This is a genomic window from Acidobacteriota bacterium (assembly GCA_039030395.1).
Taxonomy (GTDB): domain Bacteria; phylum Acidobacteriota; class Thermoanaerobaculia; order Multivoradales; family JBCCEF01; genus JBCCEF01.
In genome coordinates this window covers 1-18,013 of the sequence record JBCCEF010000037.1, presented here as the reverse complement: position 1 = coordinate 18,013, position 18,013 = coordinate 1, and the positions used below count along the sequence as shown (strand labels likewise).

Genomic DNA, 18,013 nt, shown 5'->3' with positions numbered 1-18,013 from the left:
GGCCAACGAGCCGCCGGAGGGATCGGTGATTGAGGCGACCGTGCCGGTCGCGGCGTTGTAGCCGTAGGTGTAGGCGCCGCGCGGGATGGTGATTGCCGACAGCCGGTGGGAGGTCGGGTCGTAGGAGTAGTCGATGGTGTCGCCGTTCGGGCGGGTGACGAAGTCCGGACGGCGGTCGAGATCCCACAGGAAAGCAGTGACCGAGGGACTCGACTGCCCATCCGGCGCCGGGGCACGGTATTGCTCCGGAAGGTCCACCACCGACGGGGTGAAGCCGTGCCCCGGCCGCGACGGCGGCACCAGGGCCGTCAAGTTGCCGGCATCGTCGTAGAAGGAGAAGACCGTGCGGCTACCGGGCAGATCCTGCTGCTGCACCCGCCCTGCCGTCTCGTAGTGGAAGACCGACTCGCGACCCGCCGGGTCGGTGACGCTTCGCAGGAAGCCGTTCGAGTTGGGCGGGAACTCCCAGTAGTCGTAGGTGGTGGTGCGGGTACCGCGGGTCACCGTTTCGAGCCGGCCGCGGTCGTCGTAGCCGTAGATGATCGGCTCTAGATCTCCAACCCGTGACTCCACCATCCGACCGTACTCGTCGTAGGTCGAGACCCCCACCCGACTTTCCGGCGTGGTCGTCGTGACGGTCCGCGCCACCAGGTCGAGGACCGTCAGCACGGTGTGGTCGTTGATCGTCGAGGTGGAGGTGATCTCCGTCGCCTCGCCGGTCTGGGGATCGGTAGCGGTGGTCTGGCGATCGGATACGGTGCGATAGGTCAGACCGCCAGGGGTGGTCATCACCACCTCGTTGACCACCGGAGCCTGCATTCCCAGGCGCGGGTCCGAGGTTTCGACGATGCGCGACACGACGCCGTCCGCGGAGGTCACCTCCCGGCTGCCATCGAGATGTTGTTCAGCGACCGTCTGGGTGCCATCGGGCTGAGTGACGGTGCTCCGCCGGACACCGCCCGGCAGCTCTTCGGTGACATAGGTCGTCACCCGCCCTTCGGCGCTGGTCTTGGTGACGGTGGTCGACTGGATGCCGGTGGTCTCGCTGTAGCTCTCACTGCGGACGAGGTCGGTGAAGCCGCCGGCCGGGTCCGTGTCGCGATCCAGCCGGCCGTCCGGGGCGTAGCGGAAGGTGGTTTCGCGTGAAAGTGGGTCGATGAGCTTGGTGAGAAGCCCCTCACCCGTTGGCGAGTACTCGAAGGTCACCGTCTCGTTCGCCTGATTGGTGACCGACTCCAGGTAGCCGCTCGGGTAGGTCTCCAACACCGTCCGCTGGCCGAAGGGCGCCACGATGGCTCGCGGCCGACCGTCCACGTCCCGTTCGATGGTGGTGTCGTTGCCGAAGGCGTCGGAGATGCGCTCCAGCCAGCCTTCCGGGGTGTAGTGGAAGGTCAGCAGGGACTCTTCGGTCTGCGCGTCCTTGGTCTCCAGATGCCGGCCCTGGGCGTTGAAGACGAAGATCACCGAGCCGTCCTCGGAGGCGATCTCGATGGTCGCCGTCTGGATGATCGGATCGGGTACCGGAGAGTCCAGCTTGCGCACCCGGTCGTTGAAGGAATCGGACACCAGCAACTCGCCCTCCGGCGTCAAGGCCACCGCCGCCGGCACGTTGAGGAGAGTCTGCCCGGCAGGCAGGAGTTGGCCGTTGAAGCCGGCTTCGCCGGTGCCTACGATGGTGGTGATATACCCCTGGGGATCCACCCGCCGGATGACGTGGTTTTCTGAATCGGAAATCAGCACCGAGCCGTCCCGAGCGATCGTCACGCTACGGGGGCTCGAAAGCTGCGCTAGGTCTGCTGGCCCCCCATCACCGGAGTAGCCGGAGTAACTGTCCGCCGCCTCGTCGTAGCTACCCGCTACCGAAACGATGAATCCACCCGGTTCCACCCGCCATACCCGGTGCGAGGAGACTTCCGCGAAGTAGAGATTTCCCTCCGCGTCGAACTCAAGGTCCACGGGTTCACTGAACCAAGCATCGAGAGCCAAACCGCCCGAGCCAAAGGTATTGAATCGGTCGACTTCCTCTGGTGTCAGCGCTGTTGAACGCCCACCGGCGTATCGCGAGAAGATCTTGCCATCCGGCGACATGCGCAGGATCACATCCACCAGCGGCAGCGAAAACTGAATCGCCACGTAGAGCTGACCGTCGGGACCGACCGCCACGTCCGCCGGATAGAACAGGCCCGTGCCGGTGAAGTCCCGGACGGTGGTGATGATGCCGGTCTCCGGGTCCACTCGCCGGACGGAGCTGTGGAAGGTGTCGGCGATGTAGAGGGCGCCGTCCGGCGCCACCGCGAGACCCTGAGGGCCGTGGAGCCAGGCTTCCGTGGCCGGTCCGCCGTCGCCGCGCGGTTTTTCGGCGCAGTCGGTGCCCGCCACGGTGGTGATCACGCCGGTGGAGTCCACCCGCCGCACCCGGCAGTTGCCGGAATCGAGGAAGTGGAAGGAGCCATCGGGCGACACCTCGATGTCCGTCGGTGTCCGCATTTCCGCCTCTTCCGCCGGACCGCCGTCGCCGCCGAAACCGAAGGTGCCCCTGCCCGCCGCCGAGGTCAGAATCTTGGCGTTGTCCACCCGGCGGCGGGAGCCATCGCCTCGGTAGAGGGTCTTGGTGAAGGCGTCGTAGACGTGGTGCGGGGTCAGGCTCCAGCCGCCCAAACCGAAGGTGGCCTTGGCGTCCCACTGCCCCATTTCGCCCTCAAAGGTGCCCCACAGGGTGACCTCCCGGCGCGCCGGGTTGCCGGTGATCGGCCCCGTCGGCGGCAGGCCGAAGAGTGGCGACTCGAAGCCCGGTGGTGCACCGTAGTCGGCGTCGTAGACATAGCCCACCCGCGCGAGGTAGGGCTGCGGACCCTGAAGCGTCCGGCCGTAGGGATCCTGGCCGTCCCACGCCACCCCTCCCATCTGCCCCGGCGTCGCGGTGAAACTCTCCGCGAAGCGCTGGCCGGCGATCTCGACCTCCAGGTCGATGCGCTGCACCGAGGCCGGGAGCTGCCCGCCGTCCAAGGACACGTCCAGTTCGAAGGCCGCCTTGCGCCCGGGCACCCGATCGCTCGAGTAGTGAAGCGCATAGGGCACCCCCACCAGGCCGATGACCTCTCCGAGGATCTGGTTGGTGCATTCGATGACCGAGCCGCGGCCCCAACAGTCGGTGTCCTTCTTGTCGGCGTCGCCGCCGCGCGGTTTGGGCGGTCTCGGCGGCTCGGCGTCCTCCGGTAGGGCCTGCGGGAAGTTGTAGTCGTAGGGCGTGAAGTGAGTGACCGGAACCCGCCAAAACTCCTCGCCCACCGAATAGAGCGAAGCCAGTTCCGTGCGCTCGGCGGCGTCGATGCCGAGCGCCTGGAGGTCGGCGGCATCCTCCGGTTGCCCGTCGCCGTCCAGATCGAGATCCGCCAAGCTTCCGGACACGCCCACCAGGGCGATCACCAGCCCGTTGGCGGACGGCACCCAGCGGCCCTCGGCGCGGTCGTAGTAGGCCGAGGGCACCGGGGTGCCGACGGGGAACGACAGGAAGTTGTCCGTGTAGCTCGCCACCGGCTCCGACAGCACCACTCCCGTGGCCCCCAGGGCGTCCGCCTCGTCGACGGAAATCTCGACGGCGTAGGTGTATCCGCTAGTCGCCGGCAGGTCGCCGGGCATCGCCTCGTCGCCCAGGTCACCGACGGTGAATTCCGTCGCCCGCACAGTGAGGCTCGGCAGAGGCTGGGTGCTACCGTCGGGGAATTCCGCCGCGGCGGTTGTGCCCGCCGGGAACAGCAGCGAAGCCCGCCGGCTGCCCTCGGAGTCGGTCACCATCGCGCCGGAAACCACCTGCGAACCGGTCGCCCCGCCGGTGACGACGCCGGCCGGGGCATCCACCACCCGCAACACCACATCCTGCAAGCTCGCCCAGCCACCCCAGCGCGCTTCGACCCTTCGCTGAGCCGCCAGATGTCCGGCCTTAGCCAGTCGCACGATCACTTTCCCACCGCCGTGGACAACCAAGTCGAAGCGGCCGTCGGCCCGGCTCAGGGTGCTGCCCAGTTCCGGAGCACTGAAGGTGCTGACGGTGACGCCAGGCAAGGGTTGCCCGGAGACATCGAGGACGCGCCCTCGCACCACGGCCGTGCGGTGACATTCGACCGAGGAGAGCTGCGCGCCTTCCTGGATCGGCTGGGCACCCTCGTAGAGGAAGCGATGGGCCTCGCAAGGATCGGTGGCGACGGTCCGATCGAGCGGTGGCGCCACCGTCGCCGGATCCGGCGGCAGGGTCACCACTCCCGGCACCGTGAAAAAACGTACCGGACTCAGATTGCCGGCCAAGTCTCGCACGGAGACCGACAGGCGATCCTCTCCACGCGCCGCCAGCGAGGCGTCGAAAGAACCATCGGCGGCGGGAAGAGCCTCAGCACGGGCACCGCTGACCGGGTTCACGATCAACACCACCATGCCGTCTTCTACCGTCACCACGGCTCCGGCGGCGCCGGTGACCGGAGCCAAGCCGCCGGAGGGAACACCCACCGTGACCCTGGTTTCGTCCACCGGCGGCGGAGCGGCGGAATCCCGGGTCAGATGAACCGGCCAGGTGCGAGCATTGCCGGCCGTATCCGTCGCCACCAGAGTGAACGTGTTCTCACCTTCCACCAGGCTCACCGGTCCGAAGTCGAAGTCGAGCTGGGTGCCCAGCGGAACGGAGGCGCCATCGAGGGTGACGGTGCCCGGCTCGTCGATGGAGCCGATGAAGCGCACGCTGCTCTGGCGGGTAACCAGACCGTCCCGCGGGGCGACCAGGCGGACCCGCGGCGGGACGAGATCGAGTCCCGGATCGCTGGAGAAGGTCCGACTGACGGTGGTTTCGTTGCCCGCCAGGTCGCGCACGGTGGCCTCGGCGGTGACGACGCCGGAGGCGGGTGGCGCGGCAACGGTGCAACTCGCAATCGGTGTGCACAGGGAGCAATCGCGCCCCGGCACCTGAGTGCCGTTGAGGTGGAGAGTGAAGGATTCCGCGTCCACGCCGGAGCCGTTGTCCCCCACCGTGAGCTGTAGATCATTCGCCGAAAAATCGAGATAGGCCCCCGGTGCCGGCTGCTGAAAGGAGAGTTCCGGCGGCACCGTATCGACGGCGAGAGCGGTCGAGAGATCGGAGGAGTTGCCCGAAGGATCAGTCGCGACCAACAGTACCGTCTGCAGGCCGTGAGGGTAGGCGATGGGACCATAGGTGAAGGTCAACCCTGCATCCAACGGCACCGTCTGACCATCGATCGTCAGAACCACGTCTTCGCTCACGCTACCGGTGAAGGTCACCGGTTGGTTGGTGACGAATCCCGGCGGCGGAGCCGTCAAGGTGATCACCGGAGCGTCGAGGTCGTCCGGCACCTCGAAGGTGGCGGCGTCGGTAGCGACCTTGCCGGCGAGATCCTCCACCGTGGCGTCCACGGTGTAGAAACCGGCCGCCAGTGGCGCATCCGGCAAACAGTTCGCCTCGTTCGCCGAGGGATTGCAGGTGATCGCGACGGCGCCTCCCTCCAAGGTGATGGCCAATGACGCCAGATCGATCCCGACCCCGGGGTCTGCATAGGTCACCCGGATCTCCGGCTCGCGGGTGCGCACCACCGAGCCGTCCGCCGGCTCGACGATGGTGAGGGTGGGAGGCCCGAGATCGACGGTGAAAGCGACCGTCGCCGGAGTCGAAGCATTGCCGGCGAGGTCTTCGATCGTCGCGCTCACTTCCACCGGGCCCTCGGCGACAGCGGTGGTCGCGTCGCAGGTGGCGCCGGTGGGTCCGGCTAGACACTGCACCCCGTAGGACGGCGTGCGCACCAGGGCCAAGGTTCCCTCGTCGATACCCGAAGCGGCATCTGAGTAGCTGACCAACATCTGCGGAAGATCGGTATCGAGAACCGCTCCGTCGGCCGGCGCGTCGAGGGTGATCGATGGGCCTTCGGAGTCGATGGTGAAGGTGTTCGCGGCCGGGGCGGACGGCACTCCGGCGTCGCTCTCGACGGTTGCCGTCAGGGTGATTTCACCCTGCGGCAGGTCCACCGTCGGCGTGCAGTTCGCTGAGAAGGGACTCGCGTTGCAGGAGACCGCCAGCGGCGCGCCACCCAGCGAAAACGCTAAAGTGCTCTGACTCACCGAGCCGTTGGTACTCGAATAGGTGACCGCGAGCACCGGCCGAAGGCTGGTGATCAATTCGCCGGCATTTGGCGAAGTCCAGGTGACCACGGGCACCTGCCCTGAGCACTCCAGCGGCCGGTGCCAGCGGGCGAGGAAGGCCGATTTCTGCCGATCGGCGGTGCTGAAATCACCGCCTATGTAGAGACTTCGGCTGAACCCATCGTCGAAACTTTGGAGGGCGAAGACATCGCCGCCTTCGATGCCGTAGCCGAAGCCGCGCCATGTACTGCCGTTCCAGGAAGCGATGCGAAAGCCAGAAGCAGAACCGGCATCGAAGAACCTGCCGCCGGCCGCCAAGGTTGCCTCAAGGTCATCGAGCCACGGCTCGATGGCGAGGACCTCATTGGTGGGTTGTCCGCCGGTGGAACCGGACCAGGAGCTACCGTCCCAGAGCGAAAATCGCCCGGCGAAGGAACCACCGGCCGCCAGGTGATCGGCGCCCCAGGGTGCAAGTGCTTTCACCGGGCCATTCAGGCCACTGCCCAGGGGCGACCAGGCCGCCCCGTTCCAGTGGGCTACGTGTGCCAAGGAAGCACCATCGATGGCGGTGAATTCCCCGCCGGCATAGAGAGCGCGCATACCTCCGAGGGCGAGATCCCGCAGCACATGGACTTCCCCCTGCGCTCCGCCGCCCCATCCGGACCACACGCCGCCCTGCCAGCGAGCCAGGTTGGACGTCGTGACTGATCCCGCCTGCTCGAAGAATCCGCCCACCGCCAAAGCCGGACCGCTGCCGTCGTCGTAGGACGCCAGGGCCCGGACGACGGCGAGATCGCTACCCGACCCGTTGTCCCAGAAAACCCCGTTCGCCAGCGGGCTCCAGGCCAGTCCGTCCCAGCGGGCGACGTTACCCGCCGCAACCCCGGCAACGGTGTCGAATCGGCCGCCGGCGAAGAGCTGGGGGCCCGCCCCCTCGTCGTGCACCGCCAGGGAGCGCACCGAACCGTCGATCCCGCCGCCGAGGGGTTGCCAGTGGCGGCCGTCGAACCGACCGATGCGGTTGAGGAGTACATTCCCGAAGGAGCGGAAGTCGCCACCGACATAGAGCGCCGGACCGCTGCCGTCGTCCCACAGGGTCAGGGCGTGGACCGGTCCGTCGAGGCCGGCGCCCAAACCGCGCCAACCGGAAGGTCGCCAGCGGGCGATGCCGCGGGCGCCGGTGGCACCGGCTCGGTCGAAGTCTCCGCCGGCCAGCAGCTCGCCAGTCCTCGAAAGGAGCGCCATGCCACCGGGCTGAGGATCTCCGAGACCGCCGCCTACGGCATTCCAGGAGATCCCGTTCCAGCGAGCGATCGAGCCCCCGAAGCGCTCGGCCTCGGCGCTCTCGAAGCTGCCGGCGGCATAGAGAGCTGGGCCGGAACCGTCGTCGTGCACGGCGAGGGCCTGCAAGCCCGCTGGCTGATCGAGGGACGAGAAGAAATACCCCTCCAGCCCGTCATCCAGGGACCGCCAGCGGGTGCCGTCCCACCGAGCGATATTGCGGATCGAAGCCGTCAAGGTACCGGCGCGGTTGAACAGCCCGGCGGCGATCAGCTCGGCACCGTCGCCACTGTCGTAGACGGCCAGAGCGTTGACCTGTGACTGCGCCGAGGGCACTCCCGCAATCTCCCGGCCGATCCCCTCGCCGAGGGGCTCCCAGGTGGTCCCGCTCCAGCGGGCGATGTTCGAAAGGGGAATGCCTCCCAGCGAGTCGAAGGTTCCGCCGGCGTACAGCCGGTTGCCGGTGCCGTCGTCGTACTCGGCGAAGCTCCTCACCCGCCAAGGCTCGCAGCCGGCCGGCGCGGGCACCGTTCCGGCCCATCCGGTAGCGGTCCAACGCGCTACCCGATCGGTCGAGATTCCGCCACCGACGCTGACGAAATTGCCGCCGACGAAAAGGGTGGCACCGTTTCCGTCGTCGAAGACCCGCAGCGCATCCACTGCGCCGGACACCGGGATGCAAGTACCCGAGAAGAAATCCAGACGGGAACTGGTGACACCCCCCGCCAGATCCTCCCAGGTCCCGCCGTCCCAACTCACGATGCCCTGGACGTCCAGTCCGCCGGCGAAGCTGAAGGCGCCACCGATGTACAACCTCGGTCCGGAACCATCGTCGTACACCGCCAGGGCGTAAACCGAGCCGGTCGGGCCCCCGGCCACGTCGCTCAGGCGTTCGCCGTCCCAGCGCACCAGATTGTTGGGCACCAGGCCATCGGTGAGGCCCGTTCCACCGATGTAGACCGCGGGCCCGGAGCCGTCGTCGAAGACAGCGAGGGCACGTACTCGTCCGCTCACCCCGGTGCGCCCAAAGAGATCCGCCGAGAATTCCTGACCGCAGCCGCCGGCGAGGGTGAGGACGCCGGCCGAGGAGGTGCCCCCGGGGACCGGAACGACGCCGGAGGCCGTAGCGATCGCATAGTCACCGCCCACGAAGGACTCGGCCACCACCGTCCAGGGCGTCGCCGCCTCGACCCCGGAAACGGCGATCGAGAAGCTGCCATCGCCCACCGACAAGCCCTCCACTCCGGCTCGGCCCAGGATACGCACGCGCGCTCCCGAAATTGGGGCGCCACCGGCGTCCACCACCGTGCCGACGAGTTGCGTCGCGGTACTGCCAGCGGAGAGATCCACCGAGTAGGTGGCCTCGGCGGTTGCGCCGTGGCCGGCCCGGTCCGCCACCGTCGCCCTTACCGTCGAGGTGCCAGAAGAAGGCAAGGCTACTGTGCAGAGGGCCTGCCCGGCCCGTGGAAAGCAAGCCGAGGGCGGCTGTGCAAGGCCATCGACGGTGACCTGGAAGGACGAGAGATCGACCCCGGACAAGGCGTCCGAGTAAGACACCAGAATTTCCAGAGAGTCCGTGAAGACCACTACGCCATCGGCCGGTCGTTCGATCGCGACGACCGGCGGCGCCGAGTCGCGGATTATGGTAGCGGTCAGGCTTCCGACCTCGTCACCGCGGTCGACCGCTTCCAGCTGGAAGACGTTGTGCCCTTCGACCAGGTTCACCGTTCGCGAGAAGGTGAGATCCGGCGCCACGGCGATCTCGATCCCGTCCATCGTGAGCCTCGCCGGCTCGCTGAGGAATCCGCCGAGAGAGGCCGACGCGGCCGTGGTCATCTCTCCCGCCGGCGAGGTCAAGGTGATACGCGGCGGCTCGCCGACCGGCGAGCAGGAGCCCCAGCTCGGCGAGGTGCTCCAGATCGCCAGACCGCCGGCCGAAACTCCGTCTATCTCGCCGAAATCTCCGCCCACAGCCACTGCCGGTGCACCGTGCCAACGGCCCGCAGCCAGAGCCCGTACGGGCGGCTCCTCGGCACCATCGCCCAGGTTGATGTTCCGATAGGGCAACCTGCTAGTCGACGAACCGGTCCCGTGACATTCGCTCGCGTATTCACCGCCGACCAAGAAACGAGGCCTGAATCCACCATCCTCGAAGCGCAGCAATGCGTCGAGCCAACCATCTAAAGCCGGCACCGGATTGCCGGGGGGCAAAAAGCGATTCCTAAAGAATCCGCACCCACCACTCTCACTTCGCACCCAGTCGCTGCCGTCCCACGCGGCCAGACCCGCGAACCTCACTCCCTCGTCTCTTACCGAAATTCTACCTGCGACCTGAAGCTCACTACCGCCGCCGAGGACTGCGGTGACAGAACCGATAGGAGAGGGATCCAGCCTGCTCCAGGCCGAGCCGTTCCAACTCGTGAGGTTAGCCGACCATTGCCCGGTTGAGGCCGGGAAGCGGCCTCCGACCCAGAGCTGCTGGGACCATTCTTCGAGAACGACAACAGAGTTCGGCCCACCGAGGGCCGCCCAGAACGCGCCGTTCCAGCGGAACAGACCGTCGCCCGCCGCATAGAGGCGCTTGCCCTGGCCGAGGTCGATCCAGTCGACATCATGGATCGCCGAGCCGATGGGATCGCCGATCGGATCCCAGCCGATGCCGTTCCATTCCGCCACCTGGCCGGTCGCCTCGTCCAAACCGTAGACGTGCCGCTCGACACCGTCGTCCGCCTCGACGACCTTACTGCCGCCGCCCATACCCTGGGTGGCCGTGAACACCGAGCTGCCGTCCCACCGACCGATCGCACCCCCGAGTACGACGCCACCGGCTCTCTCTGGACCGGCGAAAAGAACGGATGGACCGCCAGGGGTGTGCGCGAAAACCAGAGACGTCACCGCGCCTTCCGTATCGACGCCGGTGGCGAAAGGGCTCCAATCGTCGTCCTGCCACTCGGCGAGGGCTTCCCCGCGAAGAAGGGAGGGTACCGGACCGAGATCCTCTACCACATGGACGGTGGTTTCGCTATCGGACAGCGGCGCGGACCAACTCGTTCCGTCCCAACGCCGCAGGTGGTTCGCACCCTCGAAGCCGGTGATGGCCGAGAAGGGGCCGGAGCCGTAGAGCACCGACCCCTGGCCATCGTCGAAGGCCACCAGCGACGTGAAGTTGTCCGTCAGGGTGCTCTGAAGAAGAGTGATCCATGTGGCGCCGTTCCACTTGCGCAACACCTGTGCCCCGGCGGCGAAGAGCGCCGGACCGGAGCCGTCGTCGGCGCTCACCAGGGCCAACAGGTCGTCGCCCAGTACCGAGGGTGGCGCCGGCAGCTCTTGCCAGCTCCCGGCCGACCACTTCCAGATGCGGTTGCCCTGCAACCATTCCCACGCAAAAAGGGCGGCCCCGGACCCGTCGTCGAGCACCGAAAGCCGCAGGCCGGAGGAACTGGAGGGCACACCTCCACCCACCTCGGACCACGCCGCGCCGTCCCAGCGGGCGATGCGATTCGCCAGCACCAGTCGATCGCCGCCCAGACCATCGGGCTGGAGGCCCACCTGATCGAAGGAACCGGAAACGTACAGTGCCTCACCGCCGCCGTCGTCCCACAGGGCCAGGCCGTTCACCGCGCCGTTGACCCCGCCGCCCACCTGGCGCCAGGTCTCGCCGTTCCACATCCCGAGATTGCGGACCGTCGCGCCCGGTCCGGAGGACTTGAAGGCGCCGCCGGCATACAGAGCAGGGCCCTGGCCGTCGTCCCACACGACGAGGGCATCGACCGCCGGTTGCGAGTCCGAGCCCAAGCCGCCGCCGACCGTCTGCCAGCGGTTGTCGCGCCAGCGGGCGATGCGATTCAGTGCTCCCGTGGAGCCGACGTTGAAACGGCCGCCGGCATAGACCTCGGGCCCGTCCCCTCCGTCGAAGACGGCCATCGCGTGAACGTCGTTCAGTCGTGATCGATCGATGGACCAGGAGGGAGCGGTCACGAAGCGGTCACACTCAGCCCACATTTCGACGATCCCGAGATCCGTCATGCCACCGGCAACCGGCTGAAGTGCCGACTCGAAGGCGAGCCAGAGAATCGGGTTCTGGAAGCGACGAGCCGCGAAGTCGAGGAGCGTCCCCGGCGGCACAGGAACACCGGCCAGAGAGAAGGTACCGTCGGCTCCGGCGGTCACCGTCGTATCCGGGAACTGCTCTACCCACACCGTCGCCCCCTGGGCGGGCGTGCCGTCGGGATAGCGCAGGGTTCCCACCAGGGTGGTGGTCGGCGTGGCGGCGACCTGCACGGTGACCTGTCGAGCGGCCGGTGACGAAGTATTGCCGGCCAGGTCATCAACGGTCACCGACAGGGTCAGCGAACCGCTCGGCAGCTCGTCGGCCGCCGCGCACAGGGCGTCGTCCGGGCCGGCGAGGCACTCGAGGGCTGTCGGTTGGCCGTTCACCGTCATCGCCAGGGTGGAGGGGTCGACGCCGCTGCCGGCGTCGGCATAGGCGAAGCGAAGGGCGGGACGATGGGTCGTGAGGGTGGCGCCCTCCAGGGGCGAGGTGACCGAAAGGGTCGGCGGATCCGTGTCGCCGCCAGGGGGAGGGTTCGGATCTGAAGGCTTGTCGTCCCCTTCGCCTTCGGCGCCGTCACCGGCTGCGAAGAGGGCGAGATCCCGAATCCGCGCCGGAGGCTCGAAGTCGATCCGCTGGAGGACTTCCCCGGTAGCCGTTACCTGCACCAAGGCGGACCCTTCGGAGGCCCACACCGCACCGGTTCGGGGATCTGCGACCAGGTACCGGACATCTTCGCTCTTCTCCTCGAAGGCCAGCGCCTGTGCCGCGATGTTGCCGCTCGGATCCAAGCGAAACAGCTCGTTGCCGGACGCCAGCCAGACGCCACCCTCGAGCACCGCCAGGCGGGGTGTCCCGGCGAGGGGACGCGCCAGCGCAACCTCCCGTGGAACGGCCCTAATGCCGGACCATCGAGCCAGAGTCGCATTAGTCACCGCCCAGATTTCACCGCTCGGGCCAGCGGCGAGGTCAGATACGGCTCCTAGGGGAGCGGAACCGATGAATGCTCCGGAGGCCGCATCGTAGGTCGAGACCCCAGCATCACCGGCGAGCCACAGGGAATCGCTCAACCCGTCGAAGGCCAACCGGCGGCAAGGGTCGGCCAGCGGGATGCGTTGGAAAACCACTCCGGCAGCGCCCACACTCCACAACTCGTCTCCACGGCACAGCCAGACATCCCCTCTCTCCGAATCGACCGTCAACGCCGTCACGCGGCCGGACACCTTGTCCCACGGAATGGAGTGCTGGAGCGCTCCTTCGAAATCGTAGAGCTGCAAGGACTCGTCGAGGGCGACCCAAAGACGATGGCGCCGGTGATCGATCGCGATGCGGTGCAGGATCCCCTCGACCGGCACCTCCAACCGAAGCTCTCCCGCGATCGACAGTTGCAGCATGCCTTCCTGCTCGGCCACCCACAGAGCCCCGCGGGATTCCTCCGCCGCCTCCGGAGCCGCCTGCGAGCTGGCAGCAGAAAGGGACGACGCGACGGCGATCAGGATCGCCACCCAAGGGGCCATCCAGGGCCGGCGATGCAAGCACTGCGACGGCGAAGCGATCCCGCGGCGGTTCTTGATCTTCATACTCACCTCTTTGCAAAACCGCATCACCAGGCTCCTGCCGCCGGTTGGTCCGTGCCGTTGCCGAATCTGAATCCCGGATCGACCCCCGAAGTGAAACTTCGACTGCCATCAATATCCAAGATCCACCACCCCGCCCGAAACACCCCCACTTCGTCGGCGCCGTCTCCGTTCCAATCCCCCACCACCCCGAGATCCGTGCTGTTGCCGTAGGTGAAGCCGGCGTCGACCCCGGCGGTGAAGCTTCGGCTGCCGTCGGAATCGAGAATCCACCAGCCGTCCCGGTAGAGACCGACTTCGTCGGCGCCGTCACCGTCCCAGTCGCCGACCCGCGGCCGGTCGGTGCTGAGGCCGAAGCCGAAACCCGCATCGACACCGGAGGTGAAGCTCCGGCTGCCGTCCGTATCGAGAGTCCACCAGCCGTCCCGGAAAACCCCCACCTCATCGGCCCCGTCGCCATCCCAGTCCCCCACCACCGGCACGTCCATCGCCAAGCCGTAGCCGAACACCGCGTCCACCCCGGCGGTGAAGCTCCGGCTGCCGTCCGTATCGAGAATCCAGGTACCGTTGCGATAGAGCCCCACCTCGTCGGCGCCGTCACCGTCCCAGTCCCCCACCACCGGGATGTCGCCGCCTTGGCCGTAGCCGAACACCGCGTCCACCCCGGAGGTGAAGCTCCGGCTAGCGTCCGTATCGAGGATCCAGGTCCCTGCCCGGTAGACTCCCGGCGCCGTCGACCGGCTCGGAACGCCGGTCTCCCGGCAGTCGGCGGCCGCCCCCCAGCCGAGATCCTCCAGCAGGGCCCGGGAAAGGGTCAGATCCAACGCCGGGCGCCAAAAAGGCTCCATCAGTTCGTCCGGCTCGACGCTGGAGCTGAAATGCACCATCGAGTTGATTGAGATCGTCTGGGGTGCGTGGAGTTGCACCCTTCCATCGGCATCCACGCCCTCGGCCAATGGAAGCTCCGGCGCCGCCGCCGTCACCGCCGGCCCGGTCCACCGCAGCTCGCCTTCGGCGCGCAGCGCCGCCAGCCGTTCACTATCGGTCATAGAGGACAAGTCCGGCGGCACCGCGCCGGCGCGCTCGACCCAGGTAAGGAAGATGTCGTCGAGGCCGAGGAGCTTGGCGCCGGTGCTGCGCGAGATCACCGAGGTGAAACCCAGTCCGTGCCCGATCTCGTGCAGCGCCACGTGCAGAAAGCTGATGTCGCCGGGCGGCGGATTGCCGTCGACGCCGTAGTAAAACTTCGACGAGCCGAGCACTCCGGGGCCGTCCACCTCGGCGTTGAATACGAGCTGGATCTCCGACGCCGTTCCCCCGTCGAGGTCCATCCCGGCGAGCTTGTTGGCCAAGGCGCTGGGATACCAAGTCGAGGACTGGGGAGCGCCGGTGAAATCCCGATACATGGACTCCGGACCGCCCAAGCCCAAGCGCCCGCTGAAGGCATCACCGCCGAGGGGCTCGAAACGGGCTGCAATCTCGATCTCTACCGGCGAATCGATCTGATTGGCCCACAGCGCGACGGCGGCGCGCAGAGCCGCCAGCCGGGCGGCTCCCAGGGTGGCCGCGGAACCGCCGGAATCATCGTGGTACGGCGCCGGGTCGTGAAAGCCGTGATTCGGCGGATCTTCGATCTGGATCGAAACGAAAGTCCCACCTTCGACGTCGGAGGAAATCCCGAAGGCCAGAATCGTGACGAGGCTGGCGAGAGCCAGCTTCGATCCCACTGTCCTGATGGCCCTCATTGCGGGCCGCCTTCGGCTCCGTGAGCCTCCTCCGAGGGGACAGAGCAGTCCACCTCGAGGCGGCCATCGCCCTTCCGATGCGCCCAAACCGAGTGCTGAGACCAACCTCGGAGCCTCACCCGAATTCCCCCGGCTCGGGCAGCGACGGGTTCTTCCACCAGGGCTGCCGGAGGCGCCGGGAGGGCTCGGAAATCGTCTTCTTCGACCGACGGGCTCGCGGCAGTGGAGAGGGTCTCGATAAACTCACCGGTCGCCGGATCCTTCACCGCCACCGAGGCCGACAGACCGCACATGGCCTTCGGGCCGAAGGTCCCCTCCTCCAGGTCCTGCGGAGGGACACCGGCGAGGAGCGGTCCCGAAAACACCATCCAAGGGATCAGTCCGCAAACCGCTCTAGCCACCTTGCTCTTGGTCATCCAAAGTCTCCTTACACGTGCCGATCTCCCGAGGGCCGGAACAGCCGAAGGCCCGTCACCGAAAGTCGCTTCCGATCACCGGGCGCACCTCTCCTTGGGGCCGACAGCCACCGGCAACACCATCTCCCGACGCCCTTCGACTGTTTCGCAAGCAAAGATCCGAGAATCCTACTGATCGATCACTTACAGCAAGACGCGTACCAGCCCATCGAGCCGGTTTCGACCCCTCTGAGTGTCCAAGTTGTGTCCGATTTGTGACCTGCTTGTGACCTGCTTGTGTCCAGTTTGTGTCCGGTGGAGTGAACGGTCTGTGCCCAATCTAGCGCTCAAGATTCGGTCGCCGCGGAGTCCCCCTTCTCTCCAGGGCTACGCCCGTCCCCTTGCTGTCGCTGAGGCGAAGGGCCATTTCGCCGGAAGAACTGAGCGTCAAAGCGCACCTGCTCGGCATCTGCAAGCTGGGGATCAGGGCGGCCAGGTAGTTGAAGAGCTTGAGCGCCTCGCCCGGCTCGCACGTCAATTGGTGCTCCAAGGCGTCTCCGCCACCGTCACTTATAGAGCGCCAGCCCGGGGCAACCGCTCCGAGGAATCGCTTGAAGCGTGGCTGGCGGGGCAGCCAGGCGACCTGCGCTTCGGACAATCGGAGCTGCTTCTCCCAGTAGCGCCGACGCTGCGCAAGGGTCTTCCAGCCCCCTGGGTAGTCCGCGAGTGCGGTTTGGATGGAAGCCTCGGATTTGGGGGGAGCGAGCATCTACTGAATGGTACGGCTTGCCGGGCGTTTGGGTCGGCTTGGCCCGGAAACTTGTCTCCCCGCCTTTCTGGTGGCGGCCTGGGAGGAGACGAAACCTATGTCTCCGAGGGCGATAGCCCTCCGAACACCAGATTCCCATTCGGATCCGTTGAGGAGGCCTGGACTTTCCGCTACGACGACGTTCGTCACCCGGGGTACATGACGCGCATGACCCTCGAAGGCACCGAACTGGAAGGCGAAGGTCTTTCGCCCTTTGGCGGTGATGCGCAGACCGAAGCCTCTGATCTCGGAATCCCACACGAAGGTCTGTTTCGGCGCGTTGGTCGGACCGGCGGCATCGACCGCCCTCTTGGTGAGCTTCGGCATGCGAATTTCCCGATTGGTAAGCAAATGGTAAGCGATTGTAAGCGAAATCGGGGAGAGGGGACCATGGAGGGTAGGTAAAAAGAGCTGAAAAATAGGGCTCTAGCAACCTGGGGAGAGATCAAGTGAGGGTTTGGGTATAGAGTTTCTTAAGCTCTAGGTCGGGGGTTCGAGTCCTCCTAGCCGCACCATTCCTTTGCTTCCGGCAGGTGCCCGCTCATGTTCTTGAGAGACGCAGAGAGCGAGGCAGATCGCTGTGGGCGAATCCGCGGACTTCGCTGCAAGCCCGTCTTTCGATCCTTCGGCTGCCACCACGCCTGCGGAACTAAGCGAAGAACGAACGGCCCACCTTCCGCTCGAAACGAGGGTGGTCCCTCAATCTAGGACCTCGTTGGGGGGCAGCGCCTTGTCCGGGGTGTCCGTGGGCGCGATGAAGTAGAATGCTTGAACGAGTTCGAACGACACGTCTAGGCTGCACGGAGCAAGGCGAGGGCTGAACCGGCTGGATTGAAGAGATTCCAGGCGCCAACCTCAAAACCAGCCGCGAAGCGCTTCTGGGAACGCTGAGCATCACTCCTCGGGAGGCCGTCGAGTTCATCCGTTCCGACGCGTTGGGCGCAGCCTATTCGCCGTAGGTATAGTTTGAGATCGCAGTACGAGGCGCCGGGATCTGCTGCGTTACCTTAGACTCTGGCACCTGGTTTGGCTGGCACTAGTCTATGACCACACTACCTGACTTCTCAGAGCTGTTTAGGGGTCTTGCCGGCCGGAGGCCGCGGAAGATCCGGTATCGAATTCGGTTCGACTCGAACTACCGTCACGATGAGTCGTTTCTTTCAAGCCTTGTCCATGATGCACGGCTGGTACCGGAGCGCGTCTCTTTGCGCGGCCGCAGACTTCTTCTTCCCCTTGAGCGCGACTGCTGGGAGTACGGACTCACACCTATCGGCGACAATGAGCTTGAGCTTCACAACTCGGTGGCCGTGCTTCGAATGTTCCCCGTCGCGAATCTCGATTGGTCGTTTGCCGATCGGCCGCCAAAGCCCGACACTGAACTCTGTATTCGCAATCTCTTCGAGATCCGGAAGATGTCCATCGCCGGCTCGGAATCGCCGTACACGTTGCTGATCCGTGGGTACGAGTGGCAAGTCTCGGTCGTCTTTGAAGAGCACAAGGATGATCCTCTGGTTGAGGTCCAAGACAAGACCGTGCCAACCTTGTGGTCCGAGATCGAGAAGAACTCCAAATTGAGACGTCGGTTCGGTGCGTCCTAACCAGTAGTTGCTGCGGACACAATCCGCGCTTCGTTCGGCCTGTACCACTGAATTCGGACCTCTAGAGGTACCATCCGAAATCCACTCTCCTGCCCCCTAAAGGTGCCAGCACAGAGCATCGTGGCACCTATTCGGGGAGGGCTCGAACTATTGAGGAGTTCGAGGTCGCAGCATGAAACGCCATGATCTGCTGGGGCGCCTCAGGTCCCAAGGCTGCATGAAGCTTGGCGCCCTGCGAGGGCGTGGACAATTCCGATATTCGGGTGGCGCTTGATCGTGGGTTGGAGCTGTCCCGTTTCAGTGGACAGGTCAGTTCTTGTTGGCTCGGTGTTGAGTCCGAGCCCTTCTCTCAGCAGCAAGGTCCTACGGAAACGCGTCGCACGCAGCACCTCAGGCGGCATCTAGGCGTTCCGTTTCCTGACG

Annotated in this window: 5 protein-coding genes; 1 reads left to right on the top strand and 4 read right to left on the bottom strand. The window is 66.3% G+C overall.

Annotation, left to right across the window (positions count from 1 at the left end; genetic code table 11):
• The 4 genes from AAF481_19920 to AAF481_19905 form a co-directional block, all read right to left on the bottom strand.
• A partial coding sequence (locus tag AAF481_19920; protein MEM7483436.1) for a hypothetical protein occupies positions 1 to 13,047 on the bottom strand: 13,047 nt, incomplete at its 3' end.
• Positions 13,048 to 13,070: 23 nt separating this feature from the next.
• The gene (locus tag AAF481_19915) at positions 13,071 to 14,789 is read right to left on the bottom strand and encodes a hypothetical protein (GenBank protein ID MEM7483435.1); all 1,719 of its coding nucleotides are present in this window, start codon (positions 14,787 to 14,789) and stop codon (positions 13,071 to 13,073) included.
• Positions 14,786 to 15,205 carry a hypothetical protein gene (locus AAF481_19910; GenBank protein ID MEM7483434.1) on the bottom strand — a complete coding sequence of 140 codons (420 nt, stop codon included), beginning with the start codon at positions 15,203 to 15,205 and terminating at the stop codon, positions 14,786 to 14,788. Before AAF481_19910 ends, AAF481_19915 begins: the two co-directional genes overlap by 4 nt.
• Positions 15,206 to 15,953: 748 nt before the next feature.
• Positions 15,954 to 16,319 (bottom strand): hypothetical protein, encoded by a 366-nt coding sequence (locus AAF481_19905; protein MEM7483433.1) that lies wholly within the window; start codon positions 16,317 to 16,319, stop codon positions 15,954 to 15,956.
• A gap of 716 nt (positions 16,320 to 17,035) precedes the next feature.
• Here AAF481_19905 and AAF481_19900 point away from each other — a divergent pair.
• Positions 17,036 to 17,590, top strand: a complete 555-nt coding sequence (locus tag AAF481_19900) for a hypothetical protein (protein ID MEM7483432.1) — start codon at positions 17,036 to 17,038, stop codon at positions 17,588 to 17,590.
• Positions 17,591 to 18,013 lie beyond the last annotated feature (423 nt).